We start from the raw sequence: 17,348 nt of genomic DNA on the forward strand, positions 1-17,348 counted from the left end.
ACACTGTCACTCACGGAAACCGGGGATAGCCTGAGTGGTCATTTCGAATATGATTCAGATCTGTTCGACCCGGCGACGGTTGAACGCATGGCCGGCTATTTCACGAACGTGCTGACCGCCATGACGAGCGATGAAACACAGTCCATCAGCCATCTGCCCATGCTATCTACCGGCGAGTATCAGCAGTTGTTGACCGGTTTCAATCCCCCCCGGACGGACTTTCCACCGGAGGCTTTAATTCATCAACACTTCGAAACCCACGCGGCACAACATCCTGACGCAACGGCGGTGATAGGTGAAGGGCAGTCGCTCAGTTATGGCGAATTGAACCTGCAAGCCAATCGTCTGGCTCATCATTTGATGGCGCTGGGTGTACGCCCGGATACCAGAGTCGCCATTTGTGCCGAACGCAGCCCAGAAATGGTGGTAGGGTTACTCGCGATCCTCAAGGCCGGTGGCGCTTATGTCCCACTCGATCCGACTTATCCGGCCGAACGTCTGGCTTATATGCTTGAGGATGCCGCACCAGTGGCTTTACTGACCCAGACCCAGTGGGTTGATAGGTTCGATGGCTCCCTGCCAACGGTCTTACTTGGCAAAGGATTGGATAAGGGATTTGATAAGCGGTTTGATCAGCGGCTGAATGAAATCTCCGCCAATCCAGACGCGCAGGGGCTGACGTCACGCCATCTGGCCTATGTCATTTATACGTCGGGATCAACCGGTCAGCCGAAAGGTGTGATGATCGAGCATCGCAGTGTTCTGCGCCTGATTATCAATAATGGTTTTGCTGATATTGGCCCGGATGACTGTATCGCCCACTGTGCCAATGCCTCCTTTGACGCCGCAACGTGGGAAGTGTGGTCTGCCCTGCTCAATGGCGGACGCCTGCATGTTGTTTCCCCCTCCGTACTGCTTGATCCCCTACGTTTCTGTGATTCACTGATCAAGGGGCAAGTCACTGCCCTCTGGTTAACCTCTGGCCTGTTCAATGCCTATCTCGCTAGCCTCAAACCCCTGTTGGGCCAATTGCGCTATTTGCTGGTCGGCGGTGATGTCCTTGATCCGAGGAAAATACAGCAGGTGCAATTGTCTGAATCACAACCCACGCACTTGCTCAATGGGTATGGCCCAACGGAAACGACGACGTTTGCCACCGTCTATGACATCCCCCTATCTCAAGATATCCATGGGAACATTCCCATCGGCCATCCGATTGCCAATAGCCAGATTTATCTTCTGGATACTCAAGGCCGGCCTGTTCCCATCGGAGTGGTGGGTGAAATCCATATCGCCGGTGCCGGCGTTGCCCGTGGTTACCTGAATCGTCCTGAACTGACCGCAGAACGTTTCCTCGCCGATCCGTTCTCGCCAGAGCCGGATGCCCGGATGTACAAAACGGGTGACCTTGGACGTTGGCTGCCTGACGGTAATATTGAATACGTTGGCCGCAATGATTTTCAGATCAAACTGCGCGGTTTGCGGATTGAACCCGGCGAAATCGAAGCCCGGCTCACTCAGCTCCCGGGTGTACGCGAAGCGATGGTGATTGCCCGCGAAGATATTTTTGATGACCACGATATTTCTGATAAAAACGATATCTCTGATAAAAACGGTATCTCTGACAAAAAAATAGCAGCTCAGAAACGTCTGGTCGCTTATCTGCTCACCGAACAGCATGTCAACCTGATACCCGCAGAGCTACGTCAACAACTTGCACAGCAGCTTCCCGATTATATGTTGCCAAGCGCTTTTGTGGTGCTGGATGCCTTTCCGCTGACCCCCAATGGCAAGCGCGATCGTCAGGCGTTACCGCCCCCTGATATCTCCGCCACGGTGATGAGAAGCCATGAAGTTCCCTTCGGTGAAACCGAAACCGCGCTGGCTCAGATCTGGCAGGCGCTATTGGGGGTGAAACCCATCAGTCGCCACGACCATTTCTTTGAGCTGGGCGGACATTCTCTGATGATCGTCAGCCTGATCGAACGGCTGCGTAACCGGGGCTGGGTGTTGGATATACAAACCGTGTTCGCGGCTCCCGTGCTGGCTGACATGGCACACGCGATGCTGGCCATTCAGGACAAAACAGACACGTTCATCGTTCCCCCCAACCTCATTCCTGACGGCTGTACGTTCATCACGCCAGACATGCTCCCCCTGCTTTCCCTGTCGCAGGGGGAGATTGACGCGATTGCCGCCGCCATGCCCGATGGGGCCGCCAATATTCAGGATATCTACCCGCTCGCCCCCCTACAGGAGGGGATGCTGTTCCATTATCTGCTACAAACTCAGGGCGATGCTTATCTGTTGCGCCACTTACTGGCCTTTGATACCCGCGAGCGTCTTGAGGCTTTCCTGTCCGCCCTGCAACAGGTCATCGATCGGCACGATATTCTGCGCACGGCGGTCTGCTGGCAGGGATTATCCCAGCCGGTACAAGTGGTCTGGCGTCAGGCATCCCTGCACATCAACCCTTTTGTGCCGCCCCGTCAACAGGATGTCCTGTCCCAATTGCTGGCACATACCGACCCACAGCAACACCGGCTGGATATCAGTCAGGCCCCGCTCGTTGCGGCCGATATTGTCCATGACCCGATGCAAAACGAGTGGCTGCTGGCCCTGAAATTTCACCATCTGATCAGTGACCATATGACGCTGGAACTTCTGGTTGAGGAAATCAGTGAACGATTGCATCAGCGTACCGAATATTTACCCGTCACATTGCCCTATCGCCATTTTGTTGCCCACGCCCGGCGGATACCGATGTCAGAACACGAAACCTATTTCCGTGAGCTGCTCGCTGACGTGGAGGTTCCGACCGCCCCTTTCGGGACACTCAATATCCACAGCGAGGGCAGCCCGATAAGCGAAGCCAGACAATCACTGGATGATGCACTGGCGCAGGCGATCGGCCAACAAGCCCGACGTCAGGGCGTCAGCGCCAGCGTGCTGTTCCATGTGGCCTGGGCGCAGGTACTGGCAAAAATCAGCGGGCATGATGATGTCGTCTTCGGTACTGTCCTGCTGGGTCGTATGCAGGGAAGCGCCGGTATCGATCGCGCCTTTGGCCTGTTTATCAACACCCTGCCCATACGACTCCGGCTTGCAGGCAATGACCCACAGACCGATGTACAGACCATCGTGCAAATGGCCTACCGCTGTCTGACACACTTGTTGGAACACGAACAGGCACCGCTGGCATTGGCGCAACGGTGCAGTGGGGTCGCTCCGTCCCTGCCGCTTTTCAGTACGCTACTCAATTATCGCCATAGCCAACCCAATCTTTCCCATCGCGCATGGGAAGGGATACGTCTGTTGACCCTACAGGAGAGAAACAACTATCCCATCAGCGTGTCCGTGGATGATTGGGGAAAAGGGTTCCGGTTGACGGCCAAGGCCGTGGCGGGTATCGATCCGAATCGTTTGATCGCCTATATGACGACCGCCCTGTCAGGTCTGGTGGAAGCATTGGCAACCCGCCCCCAGCAGCCAATAATCAACATTCCCGTACTGCCTGCCAGCGAACGACAGCAATTACTGGTTGATTTCAACGCCACTCAGGTCAACTTCCCGCAGGATACGCTGATTCATCAACTGTTCGAAGCCCAAGTGCAACGTACACCGGATGCCACTGCCGTGCTCTTTGGGGAAGACGCCCTGAGTTATGGGGAGCTGAACCAACGTGCCAATTGTCTGGCGCATCATCTGATCGCGTTGGGCATTCGCCCTGATGACCGGGTGGCAATTTGTGTTGAACGCAGTCTGGACATGCTGGTAGGTCTATTGGGTATCCTGAAGGCAGGCGGAGCCTATGTGCCACTCGATCCTGCCTACCCTGCCGAGCGGCGGGCTTATATGCTTGACGATGCCAACCCGGTGGTTTTACTGACCCAGACAACCCTGATCGGGGTAATAAATTGCCCGATCCCCAGCGTGATGCTCGACGATTTGACACCAGTCATGTTGGCTTCAACCCCCATGCACAATCCTGATACTCAGGCACTGGGCCTGACTGCACATCATCTGGCTTATGTTATCTATACCTCCGGTTCAACCGGTCAACCCAAAGGCGTGATGGTCGAACATCGTAGTGTCTGCAATTATCTGCAATGGGCGCTGCATTATGGCCTTACCGACCGGCAACAAGATGGGATCGTTTCGTCACCATTGGGCTTTGATGCCACCATCACCAGCCTTTACCTGCCCTTATTGTGTGGTGGGAAAATCCACTTGCTGTGTGAGGGACAGGAGCTGAGTGAGCTGTTGCCGGCATTATTGTCGATGGCGTCGGGGGCGCTGGTTAAAATTACCCCCAGTCATCTCTCCGCGATGGGGCAGGAGTTGAAAGCAACGGGACAGAAATGCCCGGCCCATTGCTTTGTCGTAGCCGGAGAAACGCTGCCCAATGCCACCGTGGAACTCTGGCGGGAATTATCGACTGAATCGCGCATCATTAATGAATACGGTCCCACTGAAACGGTGGTGGGCTGTACCGTATTTGATACCCATCAGCCGAATTGTTTTGTTGACAGCGTTCCCATTGGGCGGCCAATTTCCAATTGCCAAATCTATCTTCTCGACGCCCACGGCGAACCCGTCCCGTCAGGAGTCGCGGGTGAGATCCACATTGGCGGGATCGGGGTTGCCCGTGGTTACCTGAACCGTGCCGAACTGACAATGGAACGTTTCCTGCCCGACCCATTCTCGCCAGTCGCAGGGGCACGCATGTACAAAAGTGGTGATTTGGGGCGCTGGTTGCCTGATGGCACTCTCGAATACCTTAGCCGCAATGATTTTCAAATCAAGCTGCGCGGTTTCCGCATTGAACCCGGTGAAATCGAAGCGCAGTTAATGCAGTGCCACGGCGTGCGCGGGGCGATCGTGGTTGCCCGCGAAGATCTCTCTTATGAAAAAACAGGGGAACAGAAACGGCTGGTTGCCTATCTGCTCGCGGAACCTGATACAAAACTGGTGCCGGCCGAACTGCGCAGGCAGCTTGCCCGGCAGCTTGCCGACTATATGCTGCCCAGCGCTTTCGTCACGCTCGACGCCTTCCCGCTGACCCCCAATGGAAAACTCGATCGTCAGGCCCTGCCAGCGCCGGATCACGCCGCCATCGTCACCCAACACTATGAGGCACCCATCGGTCAGGTGGAAACCACGCTTGCCAAAATCTGGCAGACTTTATTGGGGCTGGAACAGGTCGGTCGCCATGATAATTTCTTCGAACTGGGCGGTCATTCGTTAATCGCGGTTAAACTGCTGGCACGGATGCGTGAGCAGAAAATGGACGTTCCGTTGGCAACCTTATTCACTCATCCCACACTGCATGAACTGGCTCTGGTCATCAACAAATCCCGTTTCCATCGGCCACGTTCCCCATCAGTGGACGTTTTCGCCAGCAATCCCGTGCCGTTAAGCCCAACGGGGAGCCTGCCGCCCCTGTTCTTCGTGCATGAACCTTCCGGCGATCCCTGGGTCTATTCACCACTGGCGGCCCTGCTGCCTCCTGAATTACCGGTTTACGCATTGCAGGCACTTGGCATTCATACGCTTGCCCATCCTCCGGCATCCATTGAGGAACTGGCGACCTGTCATCTTCAGGCCATTCGCCGTGTTCAGCCCAATGGCCCTTATCATCTCGCTGGCTGGTCAATGGGTGGCGTCATCGCCTATGAAATTGCCCTGCAGTTAATCCATCACAACGAAGAGGTGGCATTTATCGGGATGATCGATTCAACAAACGCCGGTCAGCAAAAAAATACCCTTGATGGCCCGATGGACGAAACACAAAAACGCATCAATATGATTGTTAATTTCCTGCAAGCCTCCATGACAGAGGCGGATAGTCAGCAATTGGAAGTGCTCCGCCATCTTGATGAGGTGGATCAGATTTTTGAACGTTGTGTTGAACATCAATGGCTGCCCGCCGATGTCACGCAAGAAGATTTCTTCCTGCGCCTCTACACGGCTGAAACCCTGCGGCAGTTAGGCGCAGTTTACCGCCCCCCCGCATCATCATTGCCGATCCATCTTTATACCGCAGATACCCCGCCTGACGGTGACCCATGGCGGGGCTGGCGGGGGATTGCGGGGGATTCGTCCACGCGCCATCCTATCGGGGGCACGCACCACAGCATTATGCAACCCCCCCTGCTCAATCAGGTGGCGGATTCCCTCACTGAATGCCTGTTATCAGCGACCACGCAGTCTTTCCGGGTAACCCTCCAAAGTGGCTCGCCAACGCATCCACCGCTATTTTGCATTCCGGGTGCCGGAGCCAGTGCTTCCAGCCTGCTTGAACTTGCGTTATCGTTTCCGTCATCTCTGCCCATTCAGGTGTTGCAGTCACGCAGTTTGACCGATCCCCAACTCCCCGCTTATGCCAGCGTCGAAGAGGCCGCCCATGATTACATCAAGGCCATTCGCCAAACCCAGCCAACAGGCCCTTATCACCTATTGGGTCACTCTTTTGGCGGTTGGATTGCTTTCGAGATAGCGTTACAGCTACAGGCACAGGGAGAACCCGTCACTGATGTTGTTCTTATCGATAGCGAAGCACCTGCCCCACAAAGCGCTGCAACGCCATCGTGCAACCCTAAATCAGACAACCGTTCATACAACCATATAGAAACACTGATGAAATTAGTTGAACTCTACAACATGTTGCTCAACACACCGCTGCCGCTCACGCAGCAAAATTTTGCCGGATTGGATCACCGTGAACAGATCCGGCGTCTGCATCAGGCTCTGGTACGGGCGGGGCTCTTCACCGCTAACTCCCCCGCCTCACTGTTGCAAGGCGTTGTCCACGTGATGCAGGCCAACCTGAATACCTCCTATACCCCCCGGGCACGCTATAACGGACTTGTTCATCTCATCAACGCAGAAGAAAGAGATAGGGAGGAGGTTCAAAGTCATGTCACCCGATGGAAAACACATGCCGCTCAATTAAATACCCTACAGGCACCCGGCAACCATATGACCATGCTATCCATGCCAAATGTTAAGTCATTGGTTGCTGAGTTATGGGAGCAGCTAGATTATATGAAAAGATAAAATGTGACTTTATGGGTTAAAGAGTGATCAGAGATAGGATCTCATTCCCCGCTGCTTGCGGCGGGGTTGTTCATTAAAATAACGGCTCTGTTTGCCATGTTTAACCTCATGTATGAAAAATTCGGTTATCCATGATTAAATCAGCCCCAACATCAGAAACCATAAATAAATCACAATACCGAAATCCTTTGCATGTTTGAACTTTCGATCTAATTGACGACGAGTATACTTATCTGAATCAAGCTCTTCAATTTTACTCAAATAAACATAAATCGCCGGTATATTCGAGATCGGAAAGATCAGAATATCATCCCGAAAATCCTTCTCCTCCGGTGTCGGAGTGCCCAATACTGTCGGCCCATGAACCTTCGCATCCGGTATCGACAACCCCGGAGTCTGGGTCGCAATCTTCGGATCAAGCACCGCCACTTTGGTGTTGACCGCCGAATTTTGCTGCGCGTAGTTATCTATATTGTGTCGTGATAATTCACCGGCCAGTGACCAGATCAATGTCGGTGACGTTGCATCATCCTCCCAAAGTTCATACCGGTTTAATATTAGTCGAGATTGCTGAAAACCTAATGCACAGCTCTTTAGCATCATAACAGTCGAGCATAGACACCAGCCGAACGGGAGATGTTATCTGAAGCGGGATAATGAGCCTGTTGGAAAGCAAGGCCAACAGGCATTGTACAAATTTATCTGCAAAATAAGATTAGTAAATCACCAACTTACTTCCGATGTTAGGAAGAATGTAACTTCTTTAACATTCTCTTGTAGATCATAATCAAGCTGCATACTTACGGGGACTTCAAAATATATTGTAGAATACATATCTACCCAACCAAAATATTTGTTCATGATCATCTGGGGTGAAGTAGATTTTTCTGGTTTTCCAAACTGTTGATGTACCCATTGGCGAGACATTAGAGGCTTTAAAAAAGCGGGTAATTTGTTAGGAAACGTATAATTTTTTTTACCATCATCAAGCAATGTTAAAGTAACATTAAATAACGACATATTATCTCGATGAAAAGCTAAATAAACTCCCTCCTTAGCCATATTCAAAGATACGTAATCATCACCAGAATCACCACTAGGCTTAGTTTTATATGGAATAAAACCGGAGTTCAATATCTCTTTATAAGATACACCCAGATTATTTATTAAAACCTTTACGTCAATTGTCATCTTTTATATAACCCTTTTTCTTCATTAATTTCATGCATTTTAGCACGTGCTTCTTCTAACTCTTGTTCCGTTGCACCGTACCCCTTCAATGCCGATTTTTCTGCATCAAAATTACTATCCAAGGCCTTACGCAAATCCAATGAATCACGTTCTATCCTAGATTTATTTCTTCCACCATAAGTTTCACTAATTTTTCTATGAACATCTGCTGGAATAATTATAGCGGCAACATCCTTTGCTAAATCATCCAGTTGATTAGGTTTCAAATTAGGATATAAACGTTTTAGATGTAATTTCACTGCTGCAGCGGAAGGCATATGATCGGCATGGTGTCCATTTCTAGGCCTTCCTATAAAATTGCGATATACATCCACCTCTAAAAACTTGGTCGGTGACTTACTCAAATAAACATAAAGCGCCGGAATATTGGAAACCGGGAAGATCAGAATATAATCGCGAAAATCCTTCTCCTCCGGTATCGGAGTGCCCAATACTGTCGGCCCATGATCCTTCGCATCCGGTCTCGGTGTTGATGTGCTATTCCCACCTATTTCATCGGGATCTTGCTGGGGGTTAATATATGCCCCGTCCCGCCAGTCCCCCTGATCCGGTATCGGCAACCCCGGAGTCTGGGTCGCAATCTTCGGATCAAGCACCGCCACTTTGGTGTTGACCGCCGAATTTTGCTGCGCGTAGTTATCTATATTGTGTCGTGATAATTCACCGGCCAGTGACCAGATCAATGTCGGTGACGTTGCATCATCCTCCCAAAATTCATACCGGTTTAATGACTTATTGTGTTGCACATGACGCACTTTAGTCTGTTCCAGCCCACTTTCTTTACCGGTGTGGTATCCGACCGCCGTGAGTTGCCCTGTCTGGGGATTTTCCACAAAATGGTAACGCACGCGGGTCGGAGCGGTGCCCTTTTTGTCCGCGATTTTCTTCAGGATATCGTGAGTCAGAAAATCCTCATCACTGCCATTCCAGACATTACGTATCATCATCCCTAACGTGATGGCAGACAGGCTCGCGAGCTGATAATCGCGGGTCAGCACATTTTTTATTTCATCCAGCGTCTTCTGCTCACTTTGCGAGAGCACAGGACGTGTTTCTCCCATCTCCCCAGTATTCCTGCCGGTTGAAGCAGCGGTGCTGTCCGTTATACCCGTGCCGTTGCCCGTAACCGGTGGCGGCGGGAGTGGAACAGGTAGGGCAAACGCCTGTGCCGAAGGAACGACCTGATCCGACAACCAGACAATAGGGACGAGATACCACGGCGTAGATTTCTCCGATGCGGGCTGAGTCGCTGGCACCGGCTGGAAGACCTGCATCTGACCAAAATGGGTATGCGGTTCGGTATCCGTCCCGGCATCCGTACAGCCCGCAGGTTGCAGGCAGGATTTGGCAAATACCGGCTTCGCAATACGTTCAACGGCTATCACATGCCGGCGGTTATGTGCGGGCATCACCGTTACACCCGGATAGTTGGCGTCCGCGTAATATCTTGTTTGCAAGGCGGCTTCTGTCCAGCCTTCGAGCTTCGGCAGGCCATCACTGAGAGCGCCCGGCATAATCGCGGGTGACGAACCCGGCATTTTTTCGGTTGCCACGGCCTTAACCGTGGATTTCTCAACCAACTGGTCTGCCAGTTTCTGCGCATCCACATGCAGGGTCATCGGCAGTGACGATAAGTTTTCTTCCCGCAGTATTCCCTGACCATCCGTCACGCCATGGGCATGGATAACCCCATCCCGGCTTTTCAGGTGATAGGGAATACCGATTAATGGCTTGCCCTGATTGTCCAATAACTGAAATTCCAGCCAGTGTCTGAATTTATTGCAGGGCACACAATCTAATCTTCCGGTGTCACTCATTAGATTAAATCCTTTTTTGATTAAGTACGTTGCGCATCAATACCGTTATCTGCCAGAAAATCATGGATGGTCAGAATCTGTAAACGTGAACCCCGTTGGCGGTGCTGGCGCAGCCAGGTTTCAAGGTCGCGGATCAAAGTCCCTTCGGGGGTATCCAGTTTCAGTGCCCGTTCGCCCTGCGCTTCCCACAGTTCATGCATCAGCGTTTGGGCAAGGCTTTCCAGCGCCAAATCAGACTGCTCCCACGCCGCAATCAGGTGCGGCTCCAGCACAAAGGGACGTTCAAGCTGGCTGAACGGGCAGTCGGCCGGACGGCTGAAGACCGTCGGCGCCGGCATATCAATCATCAGTTCAACGACCGGATTGAGCAGGGAAGTCCAGTCCGTCGGCTGCATCGCAGGCATTAGCACACGGACAATACGGGTATCCATCAGGCGGAAGACCACCTGTTCATCTCGCAGGGTCACGAGCTGGTGGCGTTGCCAGTGCTCCAATTGCGCCTGCCAGCCTGTGTCGCTGCGGTATGCCCAGCCCCAGCTTTCATCACTGAGAGCCCGGCGATCCAACAAACGCCCAAGGGATGCCAGACTGTCCGTTTTGGGCTGGATCAGCCACGGTCCCTGTCCCATCAGGTGAGCCAGCGGCGTGCCGCTATACAGAGGAAATGTCTGTTCAACCCAATCGTTCACGTAGAGGGTGTTGACAGGATTGGGGGTCGCAAGCGGGTTAACCATCAGGTAAACCAGCGGCTTGTCAGGTTCGCCCAGCCAGGTTGTCCAGTTTACTTTCATGACTGACCTCCCTGCGGTGCTTTAATCACCCAGGCCGCACTTTCCTGTGCTTGCAAGGCACAATATTTTTTGATTGGAAATTCCACCTCTGGCAATGGCTCTACCCCCTCCGGCAGTTGCAGTGCAATGCCACGCCCGCTGCCCCCTGAACCCTGCCCGACATTCATCGGGGACGATAAAATGCCGCCCGGCGTGACTTTCAGAAAACTGCCGCCCACTTTCAGCGTGATTTCCGACGCGGCTTCCAGCACCACTTTGCCGCCGCTTTTCAGGTGGATTTCCTGTCCGCTGTCAATCACTGTGGCATCGCCGGTCTGGAGATGCTGGCTGCCGGCTATCCGGTGGGAGACGTCGCCGTCGGTGGTGATTTTGCGCGAACCCGCCACCTGATGGTGATCATCGGCGAGTATCTCGTGGTAACGATTGTTGTCGATGCGGCTCTTCTGGTCGTGTTGGATATGCCAGTAGGCATCGTTTTCGATGTGCGCCGTGAAGTCTTTCTGGCCGTGGATATAAACCTCCTCGCTGCCTTTTGCATCCTCAAAGCGCAGTTCGTTAAACCCTTTCCCCTTGTGGGTCTTGGTCTTAAAAGTGGTGCGGGTCTTGGCTGCCGGCAAATCCAGCGGCGGGCGGTTCAGGTCGTTATAGACACAACCGGTGACGATTGGCCGGTCGATATCGCCGTTGAGGTAGGAGATAATCACTTCCTGCCCGATACGCGGGATGGCCATAAAGCCAAAGCCGTTGCCGTTCCAGCCCTGAGCCACCCGCACCCAGCACGATGCCCCGTCATCCGGTGGGTCATAACGGTTCCAGTGAAAATGCACCTTGATGGCCCCGTTTTTATTGACGAAAATTTCCTCGCCGGCCGGCCCGACCACCATCGCGGTTTCATCGCCATCCGCCAGCGGTTTGTAGTGAAACGGCGGGCGCCAGTCGGCAAGACCGTCGATAAAGCTGAAATCGTTGCTGAGTGTGGTGCCCTCTCCGGTATCGTGTCCCAGCGCCTGCGGGCAGCGGCCATAATGATGGATGCCGACAATCTGCCAGCGGGCATTGAGCGGGGTGTGGGGATGTTCTTTTATCTCGAAGATTTTGCCCGGCATCAGCTTGATGCAGTTGCTGCGCCCGTTGCCGCTTTGCTTCTGGTTATCCAGCGCTTCCTGCCGGTATTTCAGGAACGGTTTGGCGGCGGCATCTTTCTGGAAACGCCCGTAGCTTTCGAACACGGTGTAGGGAGTCTGGCTGCCGAAATCGCGGAAGCCTTCGCTGCTGTGCATATGGGAGAGGTGATAGCGCGGGCTGTCCGGATTGTAGTCTTTATGCAGGCTGCGTTGCGGACTCATGCCGACGCCCAGACTGACCTGATAAATCGTATCCAGCCCGTGAGCGGTATCCGGTTGCGGGTTGTACTGCAACGGCAGGCCGGCGGTCATGCCCAGATGGCTGTCACTGAAAAACAGCGTCTCATCCTCAAACCAGAAACTCATCCCCTCTTCGGCGGCCAAGCGGCTGAAAAAGGCGTAGTCAGATTCGCGTTTCTGGGTCACGTATTCCCGATCCTGATGCGGGTCATAGAGCTTCGAATCTGCCCGTACCCGGTGTTTTTTCAACAACTCACTTAACAGGTCAGGGGCCTTTTTCTGATGGTAAATCCGGCTGTCCTGATTGAGGGTCAGGCGCCAGAGGTAAGGGCGGACGGTAAAGGCGTACCGGGTCTGGTTGCCGTCGCTGCCAATCCAGTCGGCATGGGAAATGATGCCGGTGATTTTGCGCTGCTCGGTCTCATCGTGAAAAATTTGCAGTGTCGCTTCCTGCATCAGCAGCGAGGTTAAATCCAGGCTCTGCGGCTTTTTGAACCGGTTATGCGGGCAGACCAGCGTCAGGCTGAGGGTAAACAGCTCAGACAGTCCTTCCTGAAGGGAGAATTCCCCCACACTGAGAGGGATATCGGGCAGGCCGGCGACTCGGAAAACAAAACGTAACCCGCTTTGGGCGGGGGGCGGAATGGTCATTGTTGTTGCTCCTTAGTTGTGATGACTTACATTTCCCTGTGTAACCCGTCGACATGCCAGCTCTTGTAGGTACAAAGATTCCTTTTTGTTTTTCATTGTGTTTCCTTCCTAATGTGTCGATTGATGATTAATCGGCAATTTATGGATAAAGTTTATATAAATGAAAATCTAACCAGCAAAGATGGTTTATTGTACATACTTATCAATCACTATTATTAATGTGATTCAATTTTTTGGTGATTTAAGAAAAGTCTGAATGGGTGTATTAGCCGGGATCACGGTATTCCAAAACGTTTATTCCCAATCACAGAGTTATCTATGTCCCAGCAGGGCAGGTCAAGTTAATGCTCTTGGCTTTGGCGATAAATTTGATATTAACGATGGTCTTATGGATGGTTTTAAGGAAGCTATCGGCGCGGGTAATTTGGCGCTTTGTATCCGGGGAGGGTTATCATTTATCTGGGAGTAGAAAAATATTTCTTGTTGATCAAATGGGTTCCTATACCCGTCGTCTTTCAAGTTGCAGCTTTGTTGGCTGCACCTTGAAATCCATTGAGCTTAGATTCACCCTATTTTATTCCCTGCCATTGACAACACCCCAAAATTAACCATTTAATTCTGAATATCTCTCTGCTGTCTATTTTTCCGCATACGCCAAAAAATTTCCAAGATCACAAACCACACTGGCGTGCCATATAACGCAACGCGGGTATCATATTCAAATATCATGATCACCACTGTAAAAGCAAAAAATAGCAACGTACACCATGTCATGGGTATGCCCATTGGCATTTTATAGGTGGAAACTTTATGCAAGTCAGGGCGTTTTTTGCGGTAAGCCAGATAAGCAAACAGTATCATGCACCAACTGTAAATCACCATGATCGCCGCGACGGTGGAAACAATGGTAAATAGTTTCATCACGTTTGGAATGATGAACAACAGGAATACACCGCTTGCCATGCAGATAACAGAAAATATCAGGCTAAAAATGGGAACGGCACTGCTTATCGAAAGTTGTCCAAATTTACCATGCGCCAGTTTTTCTGTAGACAGGCCATAAAGCATTCGGGTGCAAGCGTATAACCCACTGTTTGCCGAGGACATGGCGGAAGTCAGTGCCACAAAGTTAATGACCGCTGCCGCTGCCGGCAATCCGGCCATGGCAAACAACGTCACAAAGGGGCTGACTTCCGGTGAAATATGTGACCAGGAGGTCACCGCAATAATGCACATCATCGAGAGGACGTAAAAGATAATGATCCTGATGGGTATGCTGTTGATGGCTTTCGGTAAGATTTTCTCCGGCTCTTTGGTTTCCGCCGTCACGGTGCCAACCAGTTCAATGCCTGTAAAAGAAAAAATAGCAATCTGAAAACCGGCCAAAAATCCAAACAGGCCATTGGGCAGGAATACTTCGGGCTCCGTCAAATGACGTACAGAAGCGGTTACGCCATTGGGTGAAGTCCATCCCACAAAAACCATGCTGATGCCAACGATAATCAAGGCAACGATGGCCACGACTTTAATCATGGCAAACCAGAATTCGGTTTCACCAAATAACCGTACTGAGCAGAAGTTACATAAGCACATTAATCCCAGAATAATCAGTGCCGTCAGCCAAAGCGAACTGTCTGGAAACCAATATTGGATATAGCCACCACACACGACAACATCCGCAATGCAACTGACGACCCAACTCATCCAATAAGTCCAGCCGAGAAAATAGCTGGCTTTGTCTCCAAGATAATCAGCGACAAAATCAGCAAACGTCCGATAATCCAATTTGGTGAGCAACAGTTCTCCCATTGCCCGCATGACCATAAAGGCGAAAAAGCCAATCAACAAGTAAGTCAGGATAATTGAAGTCCCTGAAACGGCGATGGTTTTCCCCGTTCCCATAAACAAACCCGTTCCGATGGCACCGCCAATGGCAATCAATTGAATATGGCGTTTACCTAATCCACGGTGAAGTTTCTGCTCACCTGCGGATTGCTCCGCAGGGGTTTTTAGTGCTCCCGTCATTAATAGCCTCCGGCTCTGTTTTTATATGAATTGATTATGTTAATTGCGCCAGCAATAGACCTGCCCGCAACCCAATGGCAACCTGCGCATTGGGAAACAAAATAAAGTTTGCAGGGGATAGGATTTTCCAGGATTGATTCTGCTGACTGGCGATGTCGAAACCGTCCGGCAGTTCAGTAAAGTTTTTGGTATCTTCTGGAATATTGAGCTGAAAACTGTCGTGCTGTTTGATAATGGCATCAACCACACGATAGCGTTTGAACACGCGCTTATTTCGCCTGATTGAAAATGAACCGGCCACTAAATCCTGCAAGGCGGTCGCAATATTGCTGAACCTGGTCAGATCGTTCTGCCCGAAAGGCAGCGCCTTGCCGATTTCCAATGTGCAACTGTCTGCATTGAAATATTCGCTGGTAAAGTGGCTGAACGTGCCGCCCGCCGAGTTATGAAAGACCAGGGCGTCGATATCACTGTCTTCCAGCCACTGTAAAAAGTCAGCCGCATATCCGCGCGTTTGATACGGCAACAGGGCAAACTGTTCATGACAAGATCCCCTAATCGCAGTATGCAGATCCAGATGCCGGTATTTGTTTGAATCCATCACCGCCGGCTCACTAAAAAATTGGCGGATAATGGATTCCAGCTCTATCGCGCGGTTCGTTTCATTCCCCGGCGGAAAATTTTGCTGGCGGCCACCGAACATGCGATTGAGATCGTTATCGATATAGCGTTGCCCGGTACGCATGGCGGGCAAATTGCCGAAAATCAACAGGAGGTTATGCCGTAACGGCAGGCTTCCCTGCGCCAGTTGTGACAATAACTGGAGCACGATTTCCACCGGCGCTGTTTCATTACCATGTATTCCTGCTGAGATAATCAGCGTATCGAGTTTTTTCTCTTGTGGCAGCTCTTGTGGCAATAATTGCAATACGCCTTCCGCCAACCATGAAGCCTTTAGGGCGGGCGGAAAAGGCAAGGAATCCTCAAGTTTGTTTTCAAGCAATAAAGTCAATAAATCCATCGTCTCTCCTGATTAACGCTGAAATTCATAGATCGAACCGAGCTTGAGAATTTGGGTCAGTTCATCAAGGGCAACATAAACTTCATTCAACAGTTGGGGATCAGCCAGATCAGCCGCATACAATGAATCTCGATAATGGCGTTCTACCCAGGTCGCCAGCCGCTGATGCAACGCCGGTGTCATCAGGGTTGCCGGGTTCACCGCCGCCAACTCTTTTTCGTTCAGAACGACGCGAAGACGCAGACAGGCCGGCCCTCCACCATTGCGCATACTTTCGCGCAAATCAAAAAAGTGGAGTTTATTGATGGGAGAGTCACCCTCAGCCATCAATGCTTGCAGATAAGCCGAGACGTTGGGATGATTACGACACTCTTGCGGGAGAACCAGCATCATGTTGCCATCAGGCTGGCTCAACAACTGGCTGTTAAAAAGATAAGATTCGACCGCGTCCCGAAGGGTGACCTGTTCTGTCGGCACTTCAACCGTAATCAATGATTGCCCCAGCCGCGCCATTTTTTCCCTGAGTTCGGCCAATACGGCTTGCGAGTTCAAGAAAGCCTGCTGGTGATGGAAAAGCACATTTCGGTTACTGACCGCGATGACGTCGTTGTGGAACACGCCACTATCAATGGCAACCGGATTTTGTTGGGCAAATACGGTTCTCGTTTCCTCAAGTTGATGCAGGCGAGCCACTGCCTGGCTCGCTTCCAGCGTTTGCCGGGCAGGATAGCGCGTGGGCGCGGTATCTTCTTGCCATGCCTTACGGCCATAAACAAATAACTGTACCCCGGCTTCGCCATATTCACCGCAAAAACGGTTATGATTCGCCGCGCCCTCATCTCCCCAATCCGCGTGTTGTGGCAAAGGGTCATGGTGAACAAAGTGGTTTGGATCAGAAAAAGTGGCCTTTAACGCCCGTGAAGTGGTCACACTTTCCAGAGAACGGTGTAACTTATTGTTTAAGTTGGCAACCGTGAAATGAACGCGCTGATCCGCACTGTCCGCCGACGGGGAAACCGTTGCCGCATTCGCTGTCCACATGGAAGAGGCCGAACTCAGATGGGACAACAATAACGGTGAGTAGCGGGCAACTTGGTTTAATACCTGCTCATCACTGCCCGTAAATCCCAGTTGACGCAATGCCGGTAGATTGGGGCGCTGTTGCGGAGGCAACACCCCCTGCACCAACCCCATCTCAGACAAGGCTTTCATTTTCATCAATCCTTGAAGTGCGGCTTTGCGGGGATTGGATTCTTGCCCCCGATGGTTCATGGAAGCCTCATTACCTGTTGATAGCCCAGCGTAATGGTGGGTCATGCCCACCAAACCATCAAAATTTGCTTCAATTCCCGACATAATCACCTCTAAC

The 17,348-nt window shown here is 51.7% G+C and carries 10 protein-coding genes (1 of these 10 only partly in view); 2 read left to right on the forward strand and 8 right to left on the reverse strand.

Annotated features, from left to right (window positions below):
* Window positions 1-7,059, forward strand: partial view of a non-ribosomal peptide synthetase gene (locus Xbed_RS07070; protein ID WP_208612206.1) — the final stretch only. It extends 20,940 nt beyond the left edge of the window; the window shows 7,059 of its 27,999 coding nt (coding positions 20,941-27,999); its start codon lies off the left edge, out of view; it ends in the stop codon at window positions 7,057-7,059.
* Between the two features lie 135 nt (window positions 7,060-7,194).
* On the opposite strand, the gene Xbed_RS07075 is transcribed toward Xbed_RS07070, so the two are convergent.
* The 5 genes from Xbed_RS07075 to Xbed_RS07095 all read right to left on the reverse strand — a co-directional run bounded on the left by Xbed_RS07075 (window position 7,195) and on the right by Xbed_RS07095 (window position 12,933).
* The gene (locus Xbed_RS07075) at window positions 7,195-7,662 is read right to left on the reverse strand and encodes an S-type pyocin domain-containing protein (RefSeq protein WP_086112221.1); all 468 of its coding nucleotides are present in this window, start codon (window positions 7,660-7,662) and stop codon (window positions 7,195-7,197) included.
* 120 nt (window positions 7,663-7,782) lie between these two features.
* The gene (locus Xbed_RS07080; protein ID WP_086112222.1) at window positions 7,783-8,250 is read right to left on the reverse strand and encodes a DUF6392 family protein; all 468 of its coding nucleotides are present in this window, start codon (window positions 8,248-8,250) and stop codon (window positions 7,783-7,785) included.
* Entirely contained in the window at window positions 8,247-10,127 is a 1,881-nt protein-coding gene (locus Xbed_RS20135) for an S-type pyocin domain-containing protein (RefSeq protein WP_086112223.1), read from the reverse strand. Before Xbed_RS20135 ends, Xbed_RS07080 begins: the two co-directional genes overlap by 4 nt.
* A gap of 20 nt (window positions 10,128-10,147) precedes the next feature.
* Window positions 10,148-10,918, reverse strand: coding sequence for a DUF4123 domain-containing protein (locus tag Xbed_RS07090; protein ID WP_086112224.1), 771 nt, complete (start codon window positions 10,916-10,918; stop codon window positions 10,148-10,150).
* Window positions 10,915-12,933 (reverse strand): type VI secretion system Vgr family protein, encoded by a 2,019-nt coding sequence (locus tag Xbed_RS07095; RefSeq protein ID WP_086112225.1) that lies wholly within the window; start codon window positions 12,931-12,933, stop codon window positions 10,915-10,917. The genes Xbed_RS07090 and Xbed_RS07095 overlap by 4 nt, the downstream gene beginning before the upstream one ends.
* A 256-nt stretch (window positions 12,934-13,189) precedes the next feature.
* On the opposite strand from Xbed_RS07095, the gene Xbed_RS07100 reads away from it, so the two are divergent.
* Window positions 13,190-13,402, forward strand: a complete 213-nt coding sequence (locus Xbed_RS07100) for a hypothetical protein (RefSeq protein ID WP_086112226.1) — start codon at window positions 13,190-13,192, stop codon at window positions 13,400-13,402.
* Between the two features lie 143 nt (window positions 13,403-13,545).
* Here Xbed_RS07100 and Xbed_RS07105 read toward each other — a convergent pair whose 3' ends face one another.
* Genes Xbed_RS07105 through astB form a run of 3 tightly spaced genes read right to left on the reverse strand, consistent with a single transcriptional unit; the run spans window position 13,546 to window position 17,335 of the window.
* Window positions 13,546-14,958, reverse strand: coding sequence for an amino acid permease (locus tag Xbed_RS07105; protein WP_086112227.1), 1,413 nt, complete (start codon window positions 14,956-14,958; stop codon window positions 13,546-13,548).
* A 34-nt stretch (window positions 14,959-14,992) separates the two neighbouring features.
* Window positions 14,993-15,979: a succinylglutamate desuccinylase gene (gene astE / locus Xbed_RS07110; protein ID WP_086112228.1), complete on the reverse strand. Its 987-nt coding sequence runs from the start codon at window positions 15,977-15,979 to the stop codon at window positions 14,993-14,995.
* Between the two features lie 12 nt (window positions 15,980-15,991).
* Complete coding sequence (gene astB / locus Xbed_RS07115) at window positions 15,992-17,335, reverse strand: N-succinylarginine dihydrolase (protein WP_086112229.1); 1,344 nt, start codon at window positions 17,333-17,335, stop codon at window positions 15,992-15,994.
* Window positions 17,336-17,348 lie beyond the last annotated feature (13 nt).

The sequence above is a fragment of the Xenorhabdus beddingii genome (assembly GCF_002127545.1).
In the GTDB taxonomy this organism is placed as follows: domain Bacteria; phylum Pseudomonadota; class Gammaproteobacteria; order Enterobacterales; family Enterobacteriaceae; genus Xenorhabdus; species Xenorhabdus beddingii.